The 17,133-nt window shown below is 68.6% G+C and carries 21 protein-coding genes; 18 read left to right on the top strand and 3 right to left on the bottom strand.

The annotated features are described in order from the left end of the window. Positions 1-70: 70 nt before the first annotated feature. The 13 genes from FM111_RS05730 (at position 71) to FM111_RS05670 (ending at position 9,453) form a co-directional block, all read left to right on the top strand. A complete protein-coding gene (locus tag FM111_RS05730; protein WP_087139859.1) occupies positions 71-1,423 on the top strand; it encodes a serine hydrolase domain-containing protein in 1,353 nt (450 codons plus the stop codon). A gap of 85 nt (positions 1,424-1,508) precedes the next feature. Then, complete coding sequence (locus FM111_RS05725; RefSeq protein WP_256968109.1) at positions 1,509-1,754, top strand: aa3-type cytochrome c oxidase subunit IV; 246 nt, start codon at positions 1,509-1,511, stop codon at positions 1,752-1,754. A 204-nt stretch (positions 1,755-1,958) separates the two neighbouring features. After that, positions 1,959-3,092 carry a Re/Si-specific NAD(P)(+) transhydrogenase subunit alpha gene (locus tag FM111_RS05720; protein WP_087139856.1) on the top strand — a complete coding sequence of 378 codons (1,134 nt, stop codon included), beginning with the start codon at positions 1,959-1,961 and terminating at the stop codon, positions 3,090-3,092. Next, positions 3,092-3,409: an NAD(P) transhydrogenase subunit alpha gene (locus FM111_RS05715; RefSeq protein ID WP_003165738.1), complete on the top strand. Its 318-nt coding sequence runs from the start codon at positions 3,092-3,094 to the stop codon at positions 3,407-3,409. Before FM111_RS05720 ends, FM111_RS05715 begins: the two co-directional genes overlap by 1 nt. After that, on the top strand, positions 3,409-3,717 hold the full coding sequence (locus tag FM111_RS05710) for a hypothetical protein (protein WP_087139854.1): 309 nt from the start codon (positions 3,409-3,411) through the stop codon (positions 3,715-3,717). Before FM111_RS05715 ends, FM111_RS05710 begins: the two co-directional genes overlap by 1 nt. Next, entirely contained in the window at positions 3,714-3,995 is a 282-nt protein-coding gene (locus FM111_RS05705; protein ID WP_046653284.1) for a hypothetical protein, read from the top strand. The genes FM111_RS05710 and FM111_RS05705 overlap by 4 nt, the downstream gene beginning before the upstream one ends. Before the next feature lie 20 nt (positions 3,996-4,015). Then, complete coding sequence (locus FM111_RS05700; protein ID WP_087139853.1) at positions 4,016-4,387, top strand: hypothetical protein; 372 nt, start codon at positions 4,016-4,018, stop codon at positions 4,385-4,387. Between the two features lie 27 nt (positions 4,388-4,414). Next, positions 4,415-5,833, top strand: coding sequence for an NAD(P)(+) transhydrogenase (Re/Si-specific) subunit beta (locus FM111_RS05695; RefSeq protein ID WP_087139851.1), 1,419 nt, complete (start codon positions 4,415-4,417; stop codon positions 5,831-5,833). Positions 5,834-5,905: 72 nt separating this feature from the next. After that, positions 5,906-6,634: a hypothetical protein gene (locus FM111_RS05690; RefSeq protein ID WP_256968108.1), complete on the top strand. Its 729-nt coding sequence runs from the start codon at positions 5,906-5,908 to the stop codon at positions 6,632-6,634. Between the two features lie 11 nt (positions 6,635-6,645). After that, positions 6,646-7,128, top strand: coding sequence for a hypothetical protein (locus FM111_RS05685; protein ID WP_087139848.1), 483 nt, complete (start codon positions 6,646-6,648; stop codon positions 7,126-7,128). 7 nt (positions 7,129-7,135) lie between these two features. Further along, positions 7,136-7,519: a cupin domain-containing protein gene (locus FM111_RS05680; protein ID WP_087139846.1), complete on the top strand. Its 384-nt coding sequence runs from the start codon at positions 7,136-7,138 to the stop codon at positions 7,517-7,519. Between the two features lie 14 nt (positions 7,520-7,533). Further along, positions 7,534-7,947 (top strand): DUF1801 domain-containing protein, encoded by a 414-nt coding sequence (locus FM111_RS05675; protein ID WP_087139844.1) that lies wholly within the window; start codon positions 7,534-7,536, stop codon positions 7,945-7,947. A 39-nt stretch (positions 7,948-7,986) separates the two neighbouring features. Further along, positions 7,987-9,453 (top strand): amidohydrolase family protein, encoded by a 1,467-nt coding sequence (locus FM111_RS05670; protein ID WP_087139842.1) that lies wholly within the window; start codon positions 7,987-7,989, stop codon positions 9,451-9,453. Here the strand turns inward: FM111_RS05670 and FM111_RS05665 are convergent. Both FM111_RS05665 and FM111_RS05660 read right to left on the bottom strand, forming a co-directional pair. Continuing rightward, entirely contained in the window at positions 9,431-10,006 is a 576-nt protein-coding gene (locus FM111_RS05665) for an HdeD family acid-resistance protein (protein WP_087139840.1), read from the bottom strand. The two genes, FM111_RS05670 and FM111_RS05665, sit on opposite strands and share 23 nt — an antisense overlap. 87 nt (positions 10,007-10,093) lie before the next feature. Continuing rightward, the gene (locus tag FM111_RS05660; RefSeq protein WP_087139838.1) at positions 10,094-10,333 is read right to left on the bottom strand and encodes a hypothetical protein; all 240 of its coding nucleotides are present in this window, start codon (positions 10,331-10,333) and stop codon (positions 10,094-10,096) included. A gap of 100 nt (positions 10,334-10,433) precedes the next feature. Between FM111_RS05660 and FM111_RS05655 the strand changes: the two genes are divergently transcribed. From FM111_RS05655 to FM111_RS05645, 3 genes are all read left to right on the top strand, one after another. Beyond that, complete coding sequence (locus FM111_RS05655) at positions 10,434-11,417, top strand: helix-turn-helix transcriptional regulator (protein ID WP_218779177.1); 984 nt, start codon at positions 10,434-10,436, stop codon at positions 11,415-11,417. A gap of 77 nt (positions 11,418-11,494) precedes the next feature. Next, entirely contained in the window at positions 11,495-12,931 is a 1,437-nt protein-coding gene (locus FM111_RS05650) for a hypothetical protein (protein WP_087139836.1), read from the top strand. 66 nt (positions 12,932-12,997) lie between these two features. Continuing rightward, entirely contained in the window at positions 12,998-13,831 is an 834-nt protein-coding gene (locus FM111_RS05645) for a universal stress protein (RefSeq protein ID WP_179205029.1), read from the top strand. Between the two features lie 173 nt (positions 13,832-14,004). Here FM111_RS05645 and FM111_RS05640 read toward each other — a convergent pair whose 3' ends face one another. Then, a complete protein-coding gene (locus FM111_RS05640) occupies positions 14,005-15,450 on the bottom strand; it encodes a helix-turn-helix domain-containing protein (protein WP_087139833.1) in 1,446 nt (481 codons plus the stop codon). A 155-nt stretch (positions 15,451-15,605) separates the two neighbouring features. Between FM111_RS05640 and aceA the strand changes: the two genes are divergently transcribed. Next, the gene (gene aceA, locus FM111_RS05635; protein WP_087139830.1) at positions 15,606-16,883 is read left to right on the top strand and encodes an isocitrate lyase; all 1,278 of its coding nucleotides are present in this window, start codon (positions 15,606-15,608) and stop codon (positions 16,881-16,883) included. A 29-nt stretch (positions 16,884-16,912) separates the two neighbouring features. Further along, positions 16,913-17,122 (top strand): hypothetical protein, encoded by a 210-nt coding sequence (locus tag FM111_RS05630; RefSeq protein WP_087139828.1) that lies wholly within the window; start codon positions 16,913-16,915, stop codon positions 17,120-17,122. Positions 17,123-17,133: the final 11 nt, after the last annotated feature.

Genomic DNA, 17,133 nt, shown 5'->3' with positions numbered 1-17,133 from the left:
CCACCTTCTCCCTCAAGGGGAGAAGGGAAAGGGCGTTGACAGGCGGGACGCGGCGTTGAAGCGTGGCCGCATGAAAATCGCGTCCCGTGTGCTTGTTCTCGCCGCCGTTCTCGCCCTGCCGACGACGGTCTTCGCCCAGACGGCTGAGCCTTCCGCCAATCACCGCGCCCTGGCGGCGGGGTACAAGGCCCTGACGGTGTGCAGCGCCCTGCATTCGGCGCGCGCGGCGGGGAGCGAGCGCACGGTCGCCAGCGTCGAGGCGAACGAACTGGTCGGCGTCTACCCCGAGCTTCAGTCGCTGGTCGGAAGCATGAAGGCCGAGATGGCCGGGAACGTCGTCACCGTCGCCTGGGATCAGGCCGCCCCGCCGCGCGTCGCGACCTGGACCGACGGGCGCGGCTGCGTCATCGAGCCGATGGGCTATGTGTCGGGCGCTGCGCCTGAGCGGGCGCCGCTGGCGCGCCGAGCCTCGGCGTCGGACCTGCCGACCGCGCGACCCAAGGGAAACGCCCGTAGTCTGGAGGCCGCCGTCGCGCGCGCCTTCGATCAGGGATTCGGCGCGGGAACCAACACCACCGGCGTCGTGGTCATGCAGGGCGGCAAGCGGGTGGCGGAACGCTATGCGCCCGACTTCGGACCGAACACGCCCCAGCGCACCTGGTCGGTGGCCAAGAGCCTGGCCGGGACGGTTATCGGCGCGGCGGTCCAGCGCGGCGAACTGGATGTGACGGCGCCCGCCGCCATCGCTGACTGGAGCCGCCCCGGCGATCCGCGCGCGGCCATCACGGTCGACGCCCTGATGCGGATGGCTTCGGGTCTGACCAGCGACACGGCGGGCAATCGCACCGACGGTCTCTATTTCGGCGGCACGGCGGTTGACGAGCAGGCGCCCGGCTGGCCGCTGCTGGCGCCGGTGGGGACGGTCTATCGCTACGCCAACAACGACACCCTGCTGGCGACCATGGCCGCCGCCCCGACCTTCACCGCCCATCCGCCCGCCGAACTGTTCGACACGCTGGGCATGACCCACACCTGGGCCGAGACGGACTGGCGCGGGAACTACATCCTGTCGAGCCAGGTCTGGACCACGGCGCGCGATCTGGCCCGCTTCGGTCAACTGTATCTGCAGGACGGTGTGTGGGAGGGGCGGCGCCTCCTGCCCGAGGGCTGGCGCGACTATGTCACCGCGCCCGCCGGGCCGCAGCCGCCGACGGGCGACTTCGGCTATGGGGCGACCTTCTGGCTGATGAACCGCTCGGACGGGGTGCCGGCGGATACGTTCGCCGCCTTCGGCAACCGGGGGCAGTATGTGGTGATCGTGCCCAGCCGCCAGGTGGTGATCGTGCGGCGCGGCGAAGACCCGGCGGGCAAGGCCTTCGACGTCGCCGCCTTCGCGCGTTCGGTGCTGGAAAGCCTCGACTGAGGCGCTGATGATCCTGACGGGCTTGAGCCGCGCGCAGGCCTCGCTATAAGAGCCGTCGAAATCTCGACTCTTTTTTGGATGCCCCATGGCCGACCAGCACGCTGAAGCGACCGCCCCCCACGTCCACGGGGATATGAACATCTCGGAACAGGCTTGGACCTGGAGCCTGTTCATGGGCCTGACCAAGTGGCTGTCGCTGGCCACGGCCGTGCTGATCCTGTTCCTGACGGTGTGGTTCGCCGTCGGCGCCGGCTTCATTCCCGCCTTCATCAGCGGCGCGGTGCTGTCGGTGGCGGGCTACTTCATGCTGAAGAGCAAGAAGGCGCACTAAGCGCGCTCTTCCTCGGAACGGACTACTGCAAGGCCCGTCGGCGTGTCCGGCGGGCCTTTTGCGTGCGCGCATGAAACGTGCGGCATCAGGCCGTGAGGCGGCGTTGACGGCAAGAAAATCGCTCCCTTGCACGGCGTCGGCTTTGACGACCCTTCGACCTTCGGCCTAACGTCGGTTCGACCCTGGGGAGTGGGAGGGATTCGCTTGGCCGTCGCCATCGCCGTGACTCGTGAACGCCGTGAAGGCGAGACGCGCTGCGCTGTAACGCCTGAAACGGTCAGGAAGCTGGCCGATCTCGGTGCGACCGTGACGGTCGAGGCGGGAACAGGTCTGGGCTCGTCCATACCTGATGACGATTACGTCGTGGCGGGGGCCAGCGTGAAGCCGGACCTGTCGGCGACGCTGGCGGGAGCGGACATCCTGTTGAAGGTGCGCGGCCCGACGGCGTCGGAGATCAGCGCCCTGAAACCCGGCGCGGTGGTGGTCAGCCTGCTGGACGCCTGGCGCGACAAGGCGACGGTTGAGGCGTTGAGGGGCGCAGGCGCCACCGCCTTCGCCATGGAATTCGTGCCGCGCATCACGCGGGCTCAGGTCATGGACGTGCTGTCGTCACAGGCCAATCTGGCCGGATACCGGGCGGTGATTGAGGCGGCATACGCCTATGGCAAGGGCTTTCCCATGATGATGACGGCCGCCGGGACGGTGGCCGCCGCCAAGACCTTCGTCATGGGCGCGGGCGTCGCGGGACTTCAGGCCATCGCCACAGCGCGGCGTCTGGGCGCGGTCGTCACCGCCACCGACGTGCGCCCCGCCGCCAAGGAACAGGTCGAGAGCCTCGGCGCCAAATTCGTCGCCGTCGAGGATGAAGAGTTCAAGGCCGCCGAGACGGCGGGCGGCTACGCCAAGGCCATGTCGGCCGAATATCAGGCCAAGCAGGCCGAACTGACCGCCGCCCATATCATCAAGCAGGACGTGGTGATCACCACGGCCCTGATCCCCGGCCGCCCGGCGCCGAAGCTGGTGACGGCGGCGCATGTCGCCTCGATGAAGCCGGGGTCGGTCATCATCGACCTGGCGGTCGAGGCGGGCGGCAATGTCGAAGGCTCCAAGCCCAATGAGGTCGTGACCACGGCCAACGGCGTGAAGATCGTCGGCTGGAGCAACATGCCCGGCCGCATCGCGGCGGACGCCAGCGCCCTTTATGCGCGCAACCTGGTCGCCTTCCTGGGGTTGATGATCAAGGACGGCGCCCTGGCGGTCGACCTGGAGGAGGAAATCCTCAAGGCCGCCGTCGTCACCCACGGCGGCGCCGTGGTGCATGAAGGAGTGAGAGGCTGATGGAGCACGTCGATCCCACCGTCTTCCGCCTGGCGATCTTCGTCCTGTCGATCTTCGTCGGCTACTATGTCGTCTGGAGCGTGACGCCGGCGCTGCATACGCCGCTGATGGCGGTGACCAACGCCATCTCCAGCGTCATCATCGTCGGCGGCCTGATCGCGGCGGCGGCGATGAGCGCGCAGGCGGGCGGGCCGAACGCCTGGATCGCAAAGGGCGCGGGCGTGGCCGCTGTGACGCTGGCCAGCGTCAACATCTTCGGCGGCTTCATGGTCACGCGCCGGATGCTGGCCATGTACAAGAAGAAGGAGCGCGCCTGATGTCCAATCCGATCAACGGCCTGATCCTGGTTCTTCTGGCCGTCGCCGTGTTGGTGGTTCTGGCGGCCGCTCCGTTAGGCGGCAGGCTGTCGGCTGAGACGCGTCGCCGCGTCGAGCTGGAACTGGCTCTGGTCTTCTTTCCAATCGGCGTCGCCTTGCTGATCTGGCGCGCGGCGGGCCTGATGGCGGCCGGAGACAAGCCGGCGGCGCTGGGCGCGGTGGTCTTCACCCTCTTCATCGCCTGGAGCGCCGTTCGTACAATATGGGCGCGACGCAAGCGTCTGCCTGAAGGTTCCGCCGCATCGTGACCCTGTCGCCTATCCTGCTGGCCTTCTATGCCTCCTGGGCCGTCACCGGCCTGGGCGTGGCCCTGTGGATCTGGAGCTGGGTGCGGGTGAAAGACCCCATCGGGCGCCTGCGGTTCCAGGACTGCGGGGTCGTGCTGGTTTTCGCCGCCGTCCTGACGCGCATTATCATCCAGGACCGTCAGATGACGGTCTTCGACTGGGCGATGATCCTGCTGGGGCCTCTGTTCATCGCGGCGGCCCTGTGGCGGTTGTCGCGCACCCAATCCGTCAAACGTTAAACCTCGAAGAGTATCGCGTGATGAAAGCTTCCCTGATCTCCATCCTGGCCCTGTCGGCCGTCGCTGTCGCCGGCGCGGCCACCGCGCAATCCGCGCGCGAAGTGGGCAATGACCCCTACACCGGCCTGCATTGGTCGGTGGCCGCGCCCCAGGGCGCCAGCTGGACGCTGGAGTGCGGATTCGCCCCGGTGACCATCAAGGGCGTCCACATGAACCGCATCAACCACACCGGCTCGGGCCGGATGGCCGGGCGTCTGCCGGGCGACAACGGCAGCTGCCGCGTGACCAAGACGGGCGGCCAGGGGCCGGTCGGCGTGGCCGTGGTCAAGAACGGCCAGGCGACCGCCGCCGGCACCAACGGCGGCGCGCCCGCCGTGGTCAACGTCTTCTGATCTGAGCATGGAATAAGGGGGGAGGGGATGAACGCATCGATCGCGGCGCTGGCCTATCTGGCGGCGGGGGTTCTGTTCATCCTCTCGCTTCGAGGGCTGTCCAGCCCTGTGACCAGCCGACAGGGCAACACCCTGGGCATGGTCGGCATGGCCCTGGCGGTCGGAGTCACCCTGCTGACGCTGGGGACCAGCGGCGCCCTGGACCCGCTGACACTGGCCCTGATCGCGGGCGGGGTCGTGGTCGGCGGCGGTGCGGGCGCAGTCATCGCCAACCGCGTGCCGATGACGGCCATGCCGCAACTGGTCGCGGCCTTCCACTCCCTGGTCGGCCTGGCGGCCTGTCTGGTGGCGGTGGGGGCGGTCTATGCGCCCGACGCCTTCGGCATCGTCACGGCGACGGGCGGGATCAAGACCCTGTCGATCGTCGAGCTGAGCCTGGGCGTGGCCATCGGGGCCGTCACCTTCACCGGCTCGGTCATCGCCTTCGCCAAGCTGGACGGGCGGATGAGCGGGGCGCCGATCATCCTGCCTGCGCGGCATCTGATCAACATCGGGCTGGCGCTGGCCCTGGTCTTCCTGATCGGCATCCTGATCGGGACGGGCGGGACGGCGATCTGGGCCTTCTGGGGCGTGTTCGCGATCAGCCTGATCCTGGGCGCGACCCTGATCATCCCCATCGGCGGGGCGGACATGCCGGTGGTGGTGTCCATGCTGAACTCCTATTCCGGCTGGGCGGCGGCGGCGCTGGGCTTCACGCTGGAGAACATCGCCCTGATCATCACCGGCGCTCTGGTCGGGTCGTCGGGCGCGATCCTCAGCTACATCATGTGCAAGGGCATGAACCGCAGCTTCATCAGCGTCATTCTGGGCGGCTTCGGCGCCGAGGCGGGCGCGGCGGCGGGCGGCGGCGGGGTCGAGACGCGGCCGGTCAAGCAGGGCTCGGCCGAGGACGCCGCCTTCATCATGAAGAACGCCTCCAAGGTCATCATCGTGCCCGGCTACGGCATGGCGGTGGCCCAGGCCCAGCACGCCCTTCGCGAAATGGCCGACACCCTGAAGGAAGAGGGCGTCGAGGTGAAATACGCCATCCACCCCGTCGCGGGCCGGATGCCGGGCCACATGAACGTCCTGCTGGCCGAAGCGAACGTCCCCTATGACGAGGTGTTCGAGCTGGAGGACATCAACAGCGAGTTCGCCTCGGCCGACGTGGCCTTCGTCATTGGCGCCAATGACGTGACCAATCCGGCCGCCAAGACAGACCCGCAGTCGCCCATCTACGGCATGCCGGTGCTGGACGTGGAGAGGGCGGGCACCGTCCTGTTCATCAAGCGGTCGATGGGCAGCGGCTACGCCGGGGTCGAGAACGAGCTGTTCTTCCGCGACAACACCATGATGCTGTTCGCCGACGCCAAGAAGATGGTCGAGGGGATCGTCAAGGCCCTCTGATGTTCGTGCGCGAGAACCCATCGCGCGCCGGTGCGTTGGCTTGCGACGCTCAACCTGAGCCGTGGAGAGATGATGACTGGGTTCCGAGGATTGAAAACCGTCGCCGTGCTGAGCGTCCTGGCCGGGTTGACCGCCTGCGGTCAGGCGGAGAAGGCGGGCGAGAAGACCGACGCCGCCCCGGCCGAGGCGACGCAGGCGGCGGCGCCTGAGGCTGCTCCCGCGGCGGGCGGCGCGGCGACAATTGCCCAGATGATGGGCGTTCAGGTCGCCTACCTGGAATCCAAACTGGGTCCGGCCCGTACGGTCGAGGGCAAGGAACGCACCTATGAGATCGGCGGCTGCACGGTTCGCGTCAACGCCGAGGGCGGCGAGGTCGTCGGCTACGCCGTGCCGATGACGCCCGCCTGCTCGACCCAGGCGCTGGCGGCGCTGAAGGGCTATGATCTGCCGCAGAAGATCGACCTGACGATGGGCGAGTTCGCGGCGGCGCGCGGCGCCGTCGACTTTAAGGCGGATTGCCTGACCCTGTGCGGCAATGCGGCCGACCCGTGGATTTATCTGGAAAGCCCCGGCCCGCGCGTTTCGCCGGGCATTCGCGCCTCGGCCGTGATGGTCAGCGACGCCACGATCGACGCCTCCTTCCGTATCCGCGACGCCATCAAGGCGGCCAAGGGCGAGGACTATGTCATCGACACCACCTTCAACTGCAGCGCGGACTTCAACCAGATGGCGGTGCGCGAGCTGAAGACCGTCCGCATCGACGAGATCGAGGTCGGCTACGTTCCCTACGGCCGCTGCTGAGGGCTAGGGCGATGAAGCGCGGCGCGGTTCTGCGCCTTGGGGCGGTGCTGGCGACGGCGACCGCCGCGCTCGCCGCCTGTTCGGCGATGATCCCTGTGAACATCAGCGGCGGCTTGGAGCAGCCGGTGGCGACCTTCGGTGTCGATCCGGCGAAGCCCGAGAGGGCCTGTCTGGGCGGACTGGCCGTGCATGAGCTGTCCAACGCCATGATGCGGCCGGTCTGGTCGATCGAGGCGCGCGGCCGCAATTGTCGCAGCTTGCGGCAGGTCGTCTATGGCCAGGCGCCTGAAGGGTTCGAGACGACGGTGGACGCCGCCCCGCTGAAACCAGGCATGCGCTACGCCGTCGTCGGCTACGGCATGACCGGCGGCCCGCTGAGCCGCGTGCCCTGGCGCGGCGGCGGCGAGGTGGTGTTCGAGGACGGCCGCTGGCGCCTGGTCACGCCGCAGGAGCGCGGCTCGCGCGTGGACGAAGGCGGCGAAGCACCTCACTAGCGGCCGGATGGACGGCGAGGCGGATTTCAAGCTCGAAGAGATCGTCGAGAACCTGGGGTTGCGCCCCCTGGCCGATGGCGGCTGGGGACGGCTCATGGCGGGAGCGGACGCCGCCGCGCCCGGAACGCCGGTCGGCGCCTATCGCCTGCTGACGCCCGAGGCGTCGGATGACTGGCGCGTGGCTGGGGCCGAAGAGTTGTGGACCGCCTACATGGGCGCGGCGCTGCAGGTCGAACTGGCCACGGAGGCGGGCGTGCGGCGTGAAACCCTGGCGGCCGGATCGGGCCTGTGGATCACCATTCCGGCGGGCGGCTGGATGAGGACGCGAGCAATCGGCGGGTGGTGTCTGGCGGGACGGATCGGACAGGCGCAGGATGACAGCCTGTCCTGAGCGGGAGGCCGGAAATGAGCGAGCCGAAGACCAAACCTACCGACGCCTCGGTTGACGACTTCCTGGCGGCGCTCGAACCGGCGCGACGACGCGAGGAGGGGCGGACGCTCTGCGCCCTGATGCAAGAGGTTTCGGGCGAGGCGCCGGTGATGTGGGGGCCGTCCATCGTCGGCTTCGGCCGCTACGCCAACGTCACCGGGAACGGCAAGAGCGCCGACTGGCCGCGCATGGGCTTCTCGCCGCGCAAGGCGGCGCTGACCCTCTATCTCGCTTCGACGCCGCAGACGGAGGCGATGCTGGCGCGGCTGGGACCGCACACGACCAGCGTGGCCTGTCTCTACATCAAGCGGCTGGATCAGGTGGATATGGGCGTATTGCGCAACCTCTGCGTCGCCAGTCAGGACGAGATGAAGAGGCGCTATCCGTGACAGGCTTGCTGACGGCGGTGAACGGATTATAGCGATCTCATGCGCACCTTTCTGATCGCCGCCTCCGCCCTGTTGTCCGCCTGCGCCCTGGCGCCGCTGGCCGCCGCTGAAACACCGGTCCAACAGGTCGATCTGCTGCTGACCTCGGCCACGGTGGTCGACGTCGAAAAGGGGACGACGACGCGGGATCAACTGGTGGCCGTGCGCGGCGGCGACATCGTGGCCGTGGGCCCCGAGGGCGAGGCGGGGCGTTATCAGGCCGGGCGGACCCAGGATCTGGCCGATCGCTATGTCATGCCGGGCCTGTGGGACATGCACGTTCACTTCGGCGGCGGCGAGCCCCTGATCGAGGAGAACGCCGAACTGATGCCTCTTTTCGTGGTCAACGGCGTGGTCGCTGTGCGCGACGCGGCGGGCGACCTGGCGCAGCAGGTGCTGGACTGGCGCGACGCGCCGCCGACGGCCGATGCGCCGCGCATCTTCACTTCCGGCCCCAAGATCGAGGGCATCGCCCCCGTCTGGAAGGGCGTGATCGAGACCGGCAGCGAGGCCGACGTAGACGCGGCGCTGGACCGGCTTCAGGCCCTGCGCGTCGACTTCGTCAAGATCACCGACAACACCCTGACGCCCGAGCTTTTCCTCTACGCCGTGCGTGAGGCGAAGAAGCGGGGCATGAAGACCTCGGCTCATATTCCGGCCAGCATCACCGTGCTGACGGCAGCCGAAGCGGGCCTGTCGTCGATCGAGCATCTGGACTACGCCATGAAGGCGGGCTCGCGGGATGAAGCGGCCATCGCGGCCGACTATCTGGCGGGCAAATACACCTACGCCCAGACCATGCGCCGCTACGCCGACACCTTCGATGTGGAGACCGCGCGTCGGGTCTATGCGCGGCTGGCGGAGCTGGGCACGGCGGTGTCGCCGACGCTCTACGGCTCGACCACCCTGGCGAATCTGGACCTGGACGATCATTCGCATGACGAGGGCCTGGCCTACGTCGGGCCGGGCATCCGGGCGACCTACGACTGGCGCGTCCAGCGCGCCGCCCAGGCCACGCCGCAGCAAGTCGAGGACCGCCACTTCGTCAAGGAGGTGACGTCGCGCACCCTGCCCATGTTGCGCGATGCGGGCGTGACCATCCTGACCGGGACGGACGCGGGCTTCCTGAACTCGTTCAACTATCCGGGCTTTTCGCTGCACGACGAGCTGGAGCTGTACGTGAGCCTGGGCCTGACGCCGCGCGAGGCCCTGGCGGGCTCGGTCGTGGACGGGCCGCGCTTCCTGAACCAGGGCGAGCGTTACGGCGCGGTGGCGGCAGGCAAGTCGGCCGATCTGCTGGTGCTAGAGGCGAACCCCCTGACCGACGTCAGCGCCACGCGCGACGCTCAGGCCGTGGTGCTGCGCGGCCGCCTGATCGATGCGGCGGAACTGGAGCGGATGCGCGCCGAAATCCGCGCTCGGGTCGCGGCGCGCAACGCCAGCTTTAAGCCTTCGCCAGCTTCCTGACCTTGAAGGCGACCCAGATCAGCAGCAGGCCGAACAACACGGCCCAGGTCGCGATCAACCACAGCAGGCCGATAGCCCCGGCGCCCGGCATGATGACCAGGATCAGGCCGAAGATCACCGACAGGGCGCCGGCGACGCCCAGCGTCCACTCGTTGGCGATCTCGTTACGCAGGCGGATGGCGCCGATGATCTCCAGCACGCCGCGCAGGATCGACCAGAAGCCGATCAGGTAAACCAGGACCAGAGCTGTCAGGCCTGGCCAGGCGAAGACGAGGACGGCGGTCAGGATGCTGACCACGCCGCCTAACGCCAGCCACCAGCGCGGAACCACGCCGCCGCCGCGGATCGCCGCGATCAGGGCCAGAATCCCGTCCGCCAGGGCGTAGATCCCATAGACCATGATGAGGGTCAGCAGACTGATCTGCGGCCAGACGAAAGTCAGCACGCCGAAGGCCACGGCGGCGACGCCGCGCAGCAGCAGCAGCCACCAGGACCGATGCAGGGCGGATTTGACGAAGCCTTCCAACGAAGGCGCGGCGTTGGATGAAGTCATGAGTTCGGCTCCCCAGCCCGTGGCCCTGAAACGGCCACGCTAGCGCAACGTTGGGCCGTAGGAACGGGTTCCGCAACCTTTGCTCGGTCAGGCGGCCATACGCCAGTCGGACCGGGCGTTGAAGGGCGGGGTGTGGAACTCGTCCCACAGGGCGTCTTCGTCGGTGTAGCGGCCGGCCGAGGCGCTGATGACGTCCACGACCTGTTCTTCCTGACGGTCCCAGATGACGGCCAGATCGCTCTCGGTTTCGCACGGCACGATCATGTAGCGCTCTGCGAAAACCTTGCGGGCGGGCTTCTGGACGGTGGGGGTGCGGACGAAGGCCATGGGGAAAACTCCTGATGCGGAGGCGGTCGCCTCTTGCTGACAGGGTGAATATGAGACAGCATTACGCCAGTTTCGGACGTATCCCTGTGGAGAAGACATCTTGCGGCACGACAAGGCAGCCCTGGTCATCGATCTGGCGCGCGGCATGGCGGCCAGCGCCGAAGGGCTGACGCTGAACGAGATGGCGGCCCAGCTGAACGTCGGGCGCCGCACGGCCGAGAGGATGCGCGACGCCGTGCTGATGCTGTTCCCTCAGGTGGAGGAGGTGTCGGACCCGCCGACCAAGCGGTGGCGCATCCGGGGCGGTCTGTCGGCCTTTGAGCAGGCCCCGACGGCGACCGAGATGCTGGAGCTGACCAAGGCGGCGGCCGGACACCGCGCGGCGGGCGAACCGGCGCGGGCGGCGGCGCTGGAAAGCCTGGAGCGCAAGGTGAAGGCGGCGATGCGCTCGACCACCCTGAACCGCATGGCGCCGGATCTGGAGGCTCTGGTCCGGGCCGAGACGATCGCCGTTCAGGCCGGGCCGCGGCCCAGCGCCGACGAGACGGTGCTGGCCGAGATTCGCGGGGCGGTGCTGGCCGAGCGGCCGCTGAACTTCATCTACGCCCGGCCCGGCGCCGAGGCGCGCACCCGCACGATGACGCCGTGCGGCCTGATGTTCGGGCGGGCCAACTATCTGGTCGCGGCGGACCGCGAGAGCGGGCGCATCCAGACCTTCCGCCTGGACCGGATGAGCGCGGTCGAGGCGGGGGAGGGGACGGCGCGTCCGCCCGCTGATTTCGACCTGGGCGTCTTCGCCAGCCAGTCCTTCGGCATCTATCAGGACGAAATCGAAGACGTCGCCGTCCGCATCACGCCTGAGGGAGCGGACGAGGCGCGCGGCTGGCGTTGGCACCCGACCCAGACGATCGAGGATCAGGCTGACGGATCGGTCGTGGTGCGGTTCCGCGCCTCGGGCATGCGCGAACTGGCCTGGCATCTGTTCACCTGGGGCGATCGGGCGACCATCCTGGCGCCGGAGCGGCTGAAGACGGTGATGGCCGATGAGCTGGCCGCGGCGGGCCGCGCCCTCGAACGGGCGTAAAGCTGAGCAAACCGTAAGGTGACGGGCCGGGTTCGGCCCCCCTAAGCTACGCCGTTCATTATGGGAGACTGCTCTTCGTGCGTCTGAAAGCCCTGTCTGCAACCGCCCTTTCTGTCGTCGCCCTGCTGACCGCCTGCGCCGCGACGCCGGCGCCCGGCCCCTGGAACGTCGAGGCGGCGCCGCAGGTGACGGTGACGCGCGACAATGGGCGGCTGACCGTCGACTATGTCTTCAACCGCGACGCCGTGGTGTGGGCCTTCATGGATTCGGCCCTGATCTCGGAGGTCCGCGAGCCGTGGCGCCCGCGTCAGTGGACGGTCGAGACGCCCGGCGTGGTGATGGAGCGGCGCGGCCATTACGACATCATCCGCAGCGCGGACGGCGGCCCTGTGCCGCGTCATGTCCGTTTCAGCGTGACGCCCAAGGCGGTCGAGCTGGAGGCGGAATACAAGACCCTGGTCTTCTCGGACGGGGCGGTGGCCCTGCCGACGCGGCAGATGGACGTCTTCGCCCTGGGCTCGCCCGAGGCGGCGGAGGCGATGCCGGCGGACCTCAACGGCGTCAATCTGGACGGCGGGGCGTCGCGCGTGACCTGGCGCGATCTGGACGGCCCGGTTCTGTTCAACGGCGAGCGCCACACGGAGCTGACGACGACGGGCGAGCGGTCTTATGTCCTGCTGGGACAGGCGCGGGTGACGCCGGGCGAGGGGCTGACCACCGTCATGGACCCCAATCTTCCGCCCTGGATCGGCGAGAAGATCCGTGACTTCGCCCCGCGCGTGGGACATCTCTACCTGCAACGACTGGGGCGGCCCGGCTCGGGCGGGGACAACCCTGTCGTCATGGTGTCGTGGAACGGTCCGACCGAGCGGATGACCAGCATGGGCGGCAGCGTCCTGCCCGGCCTGATCGTCATGTCGTTCGAGGGAACCGGCGTGACCCGGCCGACGGCGGAGATGGAGCGGGTGTCGCGCTGGTTCATCGGTCATGAGAGCGCCCACTTCTGGCTGGGCCAGACGGTGCGCTATGAGTTTGCGCGCGACGCCTGGATCACCGAAGGCGGGGCCGATCTGATGGCGGTGCGGGCGCTGAAGACGCTGGACCCGGCCTATGACGACCGCAAGGCTTTGCAGGAAGAGGTCGACGACTGCGTGACCTTGAGCCAGGGACGCGGCGTGGCCGAGGCAGGCGAGCGCGGCGAGCACCGGGCCTATTACGCCTGCGGCGCCGTCTTCGCCATGACGGTCGAGGGCGCGCAGAAGCGGCGCGACGGCGGCGACTGGTTCGGATTCCTGCGGCCGCTGCTGGACGCCAACCGTCGGGATGGGGTGCTGAGCCGCGCCGAATGGCTGAACGCCCTGACGCGCGTCTCGGGCGATCCGACGCTGGCGGCTGACATCGGGCGGATGCTGGATCAGGGCGCAGCCGATCCCGCCGCTGAGATCGCCAGTCTGTTCCGCCGCGCGGGCGTGCCGCATCGGGTCGAGGGCGGGCGCGTCATTCTGTTGAATTGATCAGGCTCAAGGCGCGGAACAGCGTTTGGCGCGTTGATGCGGCGTATCCTGAAACAGGAGGCCGCCATGCCCTGGACCAGTCTGATCGTCTATGTCGATGATGAAGCCGACAATCCCGCCCGTCTGACCGAGGCCTGTGCTTTAGCGAGCGCGCACGGGACGCGGCTGATCGGGGTGTCGGGCTGCGCGCCCGAGACGCCGGTGGCCGACGCCTATGGGGCGGGCATCCTGTTGGGCGAGGTGATGGCGGCCCAGCAGGCGCGCAATGAATCCACGCTGAAGTCCGCCGAGCAGCGGTTCCGCGGCGCCATCGAAGCGGCGGGCGTCGAGGGCGAGTGGCGCGGCGACGTCGGCGACCCGACGGGCCTGACGCTGCGCCACCTGCGGGCGGCGGACGCGGCTCTGGTCGGGCGTGACGCGGGCGGGGCCAGCGCCTGGCGCGCGCCGCATCCGGCGGACCTGGCCATGCGCTCGGGGCGGCCGGTAGTGGTTCTGCCGCCTAATCCGATCCGCTCGATGGTGGATGCGCCCGCCCTGCTGGCGTGGACCGACACGCGCGAGAGCCGCCTGGCGGCGCAGGCGGCTCTGCCCCTGCTGAAACGCGCTGACGGCGTGCGCGTGGTCGAACTGTGCGATCCCGAGGACACGGACGGCGCGCGCCTGCGGACGCAGGACGTTGTGCGTTGGCTGGCCGGACACGGCGTCGCCGCCGAACCGGACGCCCGCGCCCACGACGACCGCTCAGGCGGGCGGCGCCTGATCGATTGCGCCGAGGAGATGGGGGCGGGCCTCATGGTCTCGGGCGCTTGGGGCCATGCGCGGATGCGGCAGTGGATCTTCGGCGGGGTGACGCAGACGTTGCTGAACGAAGCGCCCGTGGCGCTGATGCTGGCGCACTGAAGCGCCCTTCTCCCCTTGAGGGAGAAGGTGGCAGGCGGAGCCTGACGGATGAGGGGTGTTTGCGCCTGCATTGGCCGTTGATGCTCGTCTCGTAAAAAATGGCCAGCCGCCGCGTCGCCACCCCTCATCCGGTCCTAGCGGACCACCTTCTCCCAGAAGGGGAGAAGGAGAGATTAGGCGAACGGGTAGGGGCTGACGGACTTGGACCAGTCGTCGACCGTCAGGGCGCGGCCGACCGGCGGGGCGGCGCGTTCAGCGCAGGGGTGGCGCTCGCACAACCGGCAGGCCGGGCCGATGGGCGTGACCTCGGGCTTCTGAAGATCCAGGCCGCGCGCATAGATCAGGCGGTGGGCGTGGCGAAGCTCGCAACCCAGGCCGATGGCCAGGTCATGCCCCTCGGTAAAGGCGTCCTGGCCTTGGCGGTCGACGGTGCGGGCGAGGGTGAACCAGCGCGATCCGTCTTTTCTATCTTGGCCAGGAGTCTCGATGATCTGGGTGACGATGCGGCCCGGCGTGCGGAAGGCCGAGTGCAGCCGCCAGCGCGGGCAGGCCCCGCCGAAACGCGAAAAGGGGAAGGCGCCCGAGGCGTAGCGCTTGGACACATTCCCCGCCTGATCCACCCGCATCAGGAAGAAGGGCACGCCCCGCGCCGTCGGCCGGGAAAGCGTGGTCAGCCGGTGCGCGACCTGCTCGAAGCCGACGCCGAAGCGGGCCTGGAGCCGGGCCAGGTCGTAGCCGGTCTCCTCCGCCGTGCGCTGGAAGGCGGCGTAGGGCATCAGCACGGCGGCGGCCAGGGTGTTGGCCAGCGAGGCCTTCAGCAGATTGCGCGTGGGGGCGTCGGGTGCGTTGGCCGCCTCGGTCAGGGCCTGAAGCTCCGGCCCGTGCTCCATCAAAACCAGTTGGTTGGCGACGGCGAAGGCGCGCGATGACGGCCCCAGGGCGTCGGACAGCAGCAGGCGGCCCCGGTGCGGGTCGAAGCGGCGGGTCCATTCGACCATCACCTCGGCAGGCAGGGTGCGGACGGTTAAGCCGTGGCGGGCGAACAGGCGCGCGCGGGCCAGCGCTTCGAAGCCTTCGTCGGGGCCGGGGGCCTCGGCGTGCAGGGCGTCGTGCAGGGCCTCGCCCAGCGCGTCGAGGTCGGGGAAGTGGTTGTGGCGGGCCTGAACATATTCGCGCACCCATTCGGAGGGGCTGTCGGTCGGCGCGGCGCCGCCCCCGGCCTCGACCTCGGCCCGGTCACGCACGCGGCGGTCGGTGAAGGCGCGGTAAAGGCGCAGCACGGCGTCGGCGGCGGCGGGCTGATCCTCGGCCAGCTGCATGATCTCGTGGCGCGGCACGGCCAGCCCTTGGAACAGGGGGTCGGCGAAGACTTCGGCCAGTTCGGCCTCTGACGCCGGGCCGCCGGACTGGCCCAGATTGCGAAGATCGACGTCATAGGTCTCGGCCAGACGCAGCAGCAGCTGGGCCGAGACGGGGCGCTGGTTGCGCTCGATATGGTTCAGATAGGAGGGCGAGACGCCCAGATCCGCCGCCATCGCCGTCTGGGACAGGTCAAGGTCGCGCCGCAGCCGCTTGAGGCGGCCGCCCAGGAACAACTTGCGATCAGCGGCGGCGTTCATGGCGCGATCATGTCACATCATGACTTCATGGCAAGTGTCATGATGTGACTGTTTGACTTGAATGATGTGGCTGTCGCTGTGTCAATCGTGACGGCGGCGTGTTCAGGTCTTCGGGACGGCGGCTGCGGCCGCGCCCATCAAAAGCCGAGACGAACATGACGATCTTCGCCGATCTGGTTCCTTCGCCCGCCGGCCGTTTCGACGGCATTGAGCGCCCCTATTCGCCGGAAGACGTCTTGCGTCTGCGCGGTTCGGTGCCGGTCACTCATACGCTGGCCGAGCGCGGCGCCAACCGCCTGTGGGAGCTGCTGCACTCGGAAGCCTATATCAACGCCTTGGGCGCGGTGACCGGCAATCAGGCGATGCAGATGGTCCGCGCGGGTCTGAAGGCCATCTATCTGTCGGGCTGGCAGGTCGCGGCCGACGCCAACACGGCCAGCGCCATGTATCCGGACCAGTCGCTGTATCCGGCCAACGCCGCGCCGGAACTGTGCCGTCGCATCAACCGCACCCTGCAGCGCGCCGACCAGATCGAGCACGCCGAGGGCGGCGCCAAGCGCGACTGGTTCGCTCCCATCGTCGCCGACGCCGAGGCCGGTTTTGGCGGGCCGCTGAACAGCTTCGAGATCATGAAGGCCTTCATCGAGGCGGGCGCCGCGGGCGTTCACTTCGAGGACCAACTGGCCAGTGAGAAGAAGTGCGGCCACCTAGGCGGCAAGGTGCTGATCCCGACCCAGGCGCATGAGCGCAACCTGATCGCGGCGCGTCTGGCGGCCGACGTCTGCGGCACGCCGACCCTGACGGTGGCGCGCACGGATGCGGAGTCGGCCCAGCTGATCACCTCGGACATCGACGAGCGGGACCACCCCTTCATCGACCGCGAGAACCGCACGCCGGAGGGCTTCTATCGCCTGAAGCCGGGCACGGGTCTGAACCACTGCATCGCGCGCGGCCTGTCGTATGCGAAATACGCCGACCTGCTGTGGTGGGAGACGTCGCACCCCGATCTGGACGACGCGAAGAAGTTCGCCGAGGCCGTTCAGAAAGAGCATCCGGGCAAGCTGATGGCCTACAACTGTTCGCCCTCGTTCAACTGGGAAGCCAAGCTGGACAAGGACACCATCGCCAAGTTCCAGCGCGAGCTGGGGGCCATGGGCTACAAGTTCCAGTTCGTGACGCTGGCGGGCTTCCACAGCCTGAACAACGGCATGTTCGAACTGGCCAGCGGCTATCGCGATCGCGGCATGGCGGCCTATTCCGAGCTGCAACAGCGCGAGTTCGCCAATGAGGCCATCGGCTATACCGCCACCCGTCACCAGCGCGAGGTCGGCACCGGCTACTTCGACGATGTGGCCACGGTCATCTCTTCAGGCCAGTCCTCGACCACGGCCCTGAAGGACTCGACCGAAACCGCCCAGTTCCACGCCGCCTGAGTTCCACGCCTCACAGGAAAGGAAATGACATGGAGCCTTTGACCCGACCGCAAGCCATCATCGACTTCTGCCTGGCGCCGTTGGCGTTGGACGGGGCGAGCGAGGCCGAACGCGAGGTGCGCCGCCGTCTGGAGCACGTCCTCAAGACGTTCGAGGCCAAGGCGGTCCGTCCGCTGAGCGTGGATTTCTCGACGATGCCCAGCCAGGTCATCAACGAGGCGGCGCACGGCTACGAATAGGCCGCGTCAGC

Source organism: Brevundimonas diminuta 3F5N, from assembly GCF_900163625.1.
GTDB lineage: Bacteria > Pseudomonadota > Alphaproteobacteria > Caulobacterales > Caulobacteraceae > Brevundimonas > Brevundimonas diminuta_A.
Note: the sequence above shows the minus strand (reverse complement) of the source record. Positions and strands in the feature narration are given on the sequence as shown.

Coding starts and splice junctions, on each gene's coding strand:
- FM111_RS05730 (WP_087139859.1), top strand. CDS start 71: ATGAAAATCGCGTCCCGTGTGCTTGTTCTCGCCGCCGTTCTCGCCCTG.
- FM111_RS05725 (WP_256968109.1), top strand. CDS start 1,509: ATGGCCGACCAGCACGCTGAAGCGACCGCCCCCCACGTCCACGGGGAT.
- FM111_RS05715 (WP_003165738.1), top strand. CDS start 3,092: ATGGAGCACGTCGATCCCACCGTCTTCCGCCTGGCGATCTTCGTCCTG.
- FM111_RS05710 (WP_087139854.1), top strand. CDS start 3,409: ATGTCCAATCCGATCAACGGCCTGATCCTGGTTCTTCTGGCCGTCGCC.
- FM111_RS05700 (WP_087139853.1), top strand. CDS start 4,016: ATGAAAGCTTCCCTGATCTCCATCCTGGCCCTGTCGGCCGTCGCTGTC.
- FM111_RS05695 (WP_087139851.1), top strand. CDS start 4,415: ATGAACGCATCGATCGCGGCGCTGGCCTATCTGGCGGCGGGGGTTCTG.
- FM111_RS05690 (WP_256968108.1), top strand. CDS start 5,906: ATGACTGGGTTCCGAGGATTGAAAACCGTCGCCGTGCTGAGCGTCCTG.
- FM111_RS05685 (WP_087139848.1), top strand. CDS start 6,646: ATGAAGCGCGGCGCGGTTCTGCGCCTTGGGGCGGTGCTGGCGACGGCG.
- FM111_RS05680 (WP_087139846.1), top strand. CDS start 7,136: ATGGACGGCGAGGCGGATTTCAAGCTCGAAGAGATCGTCGAGAACCTG.
- FM111_RS05675 (WP_087139844.1), top strand. CDS start 7,534: ATGAGCGAGCCGAAGACCAAACCTACCGACGCCTCGGTTGACGACTTC.
- FM111_RS05670 (WP_087139842.1), top strand. CDS start 7,987: ATGCGCACCTTTCTGATCGCCGCCTCCGCCCTGTTGTCCGCCTGCGCC.
- FM111_RS05665 (WP_087139840.1), bottom strand. CDS start 10,006: ATGACTTCATCCAACGCCGCGCCTTCGTTGGAAGGCTTCGTCAAATCC.
- FM111_RS05660 (WP_087139838.1), bottom strand. CDS start 10,333: ATGGCCTTCGTCCGCACCCCCACCGTCCAGAAGCCCGCCCGCAAGGTT.
- FM111_RS05645 (WP_179205029.1), top strand. CDS start 12,998: ATGCCCTGGACCAGTCTGATCGTCTATGTCGATGATGAAGCCGACAAT.
- FM111_RS05640 (WP_087139833.1), bottom strand. CDS start 15,450: ATGAACGCCGCCGCTGATCGCAAGTTGTTCCTGGGCGGCCGCCTCAAG.
- aceA (WP_087139830.1), top strand. CDS start 15,606: ATGACGATCTTCGCCGATCTGGTTCCTTCGCCCGCCGGCCGTTTCGAC.
- FM111_RS05630 (WP_087139828.1), top strand. CDS start 16,913: ATGGAGCCTTTGACCCGACCGCAAGCCATCATCGACTTCTGCCTGGCG.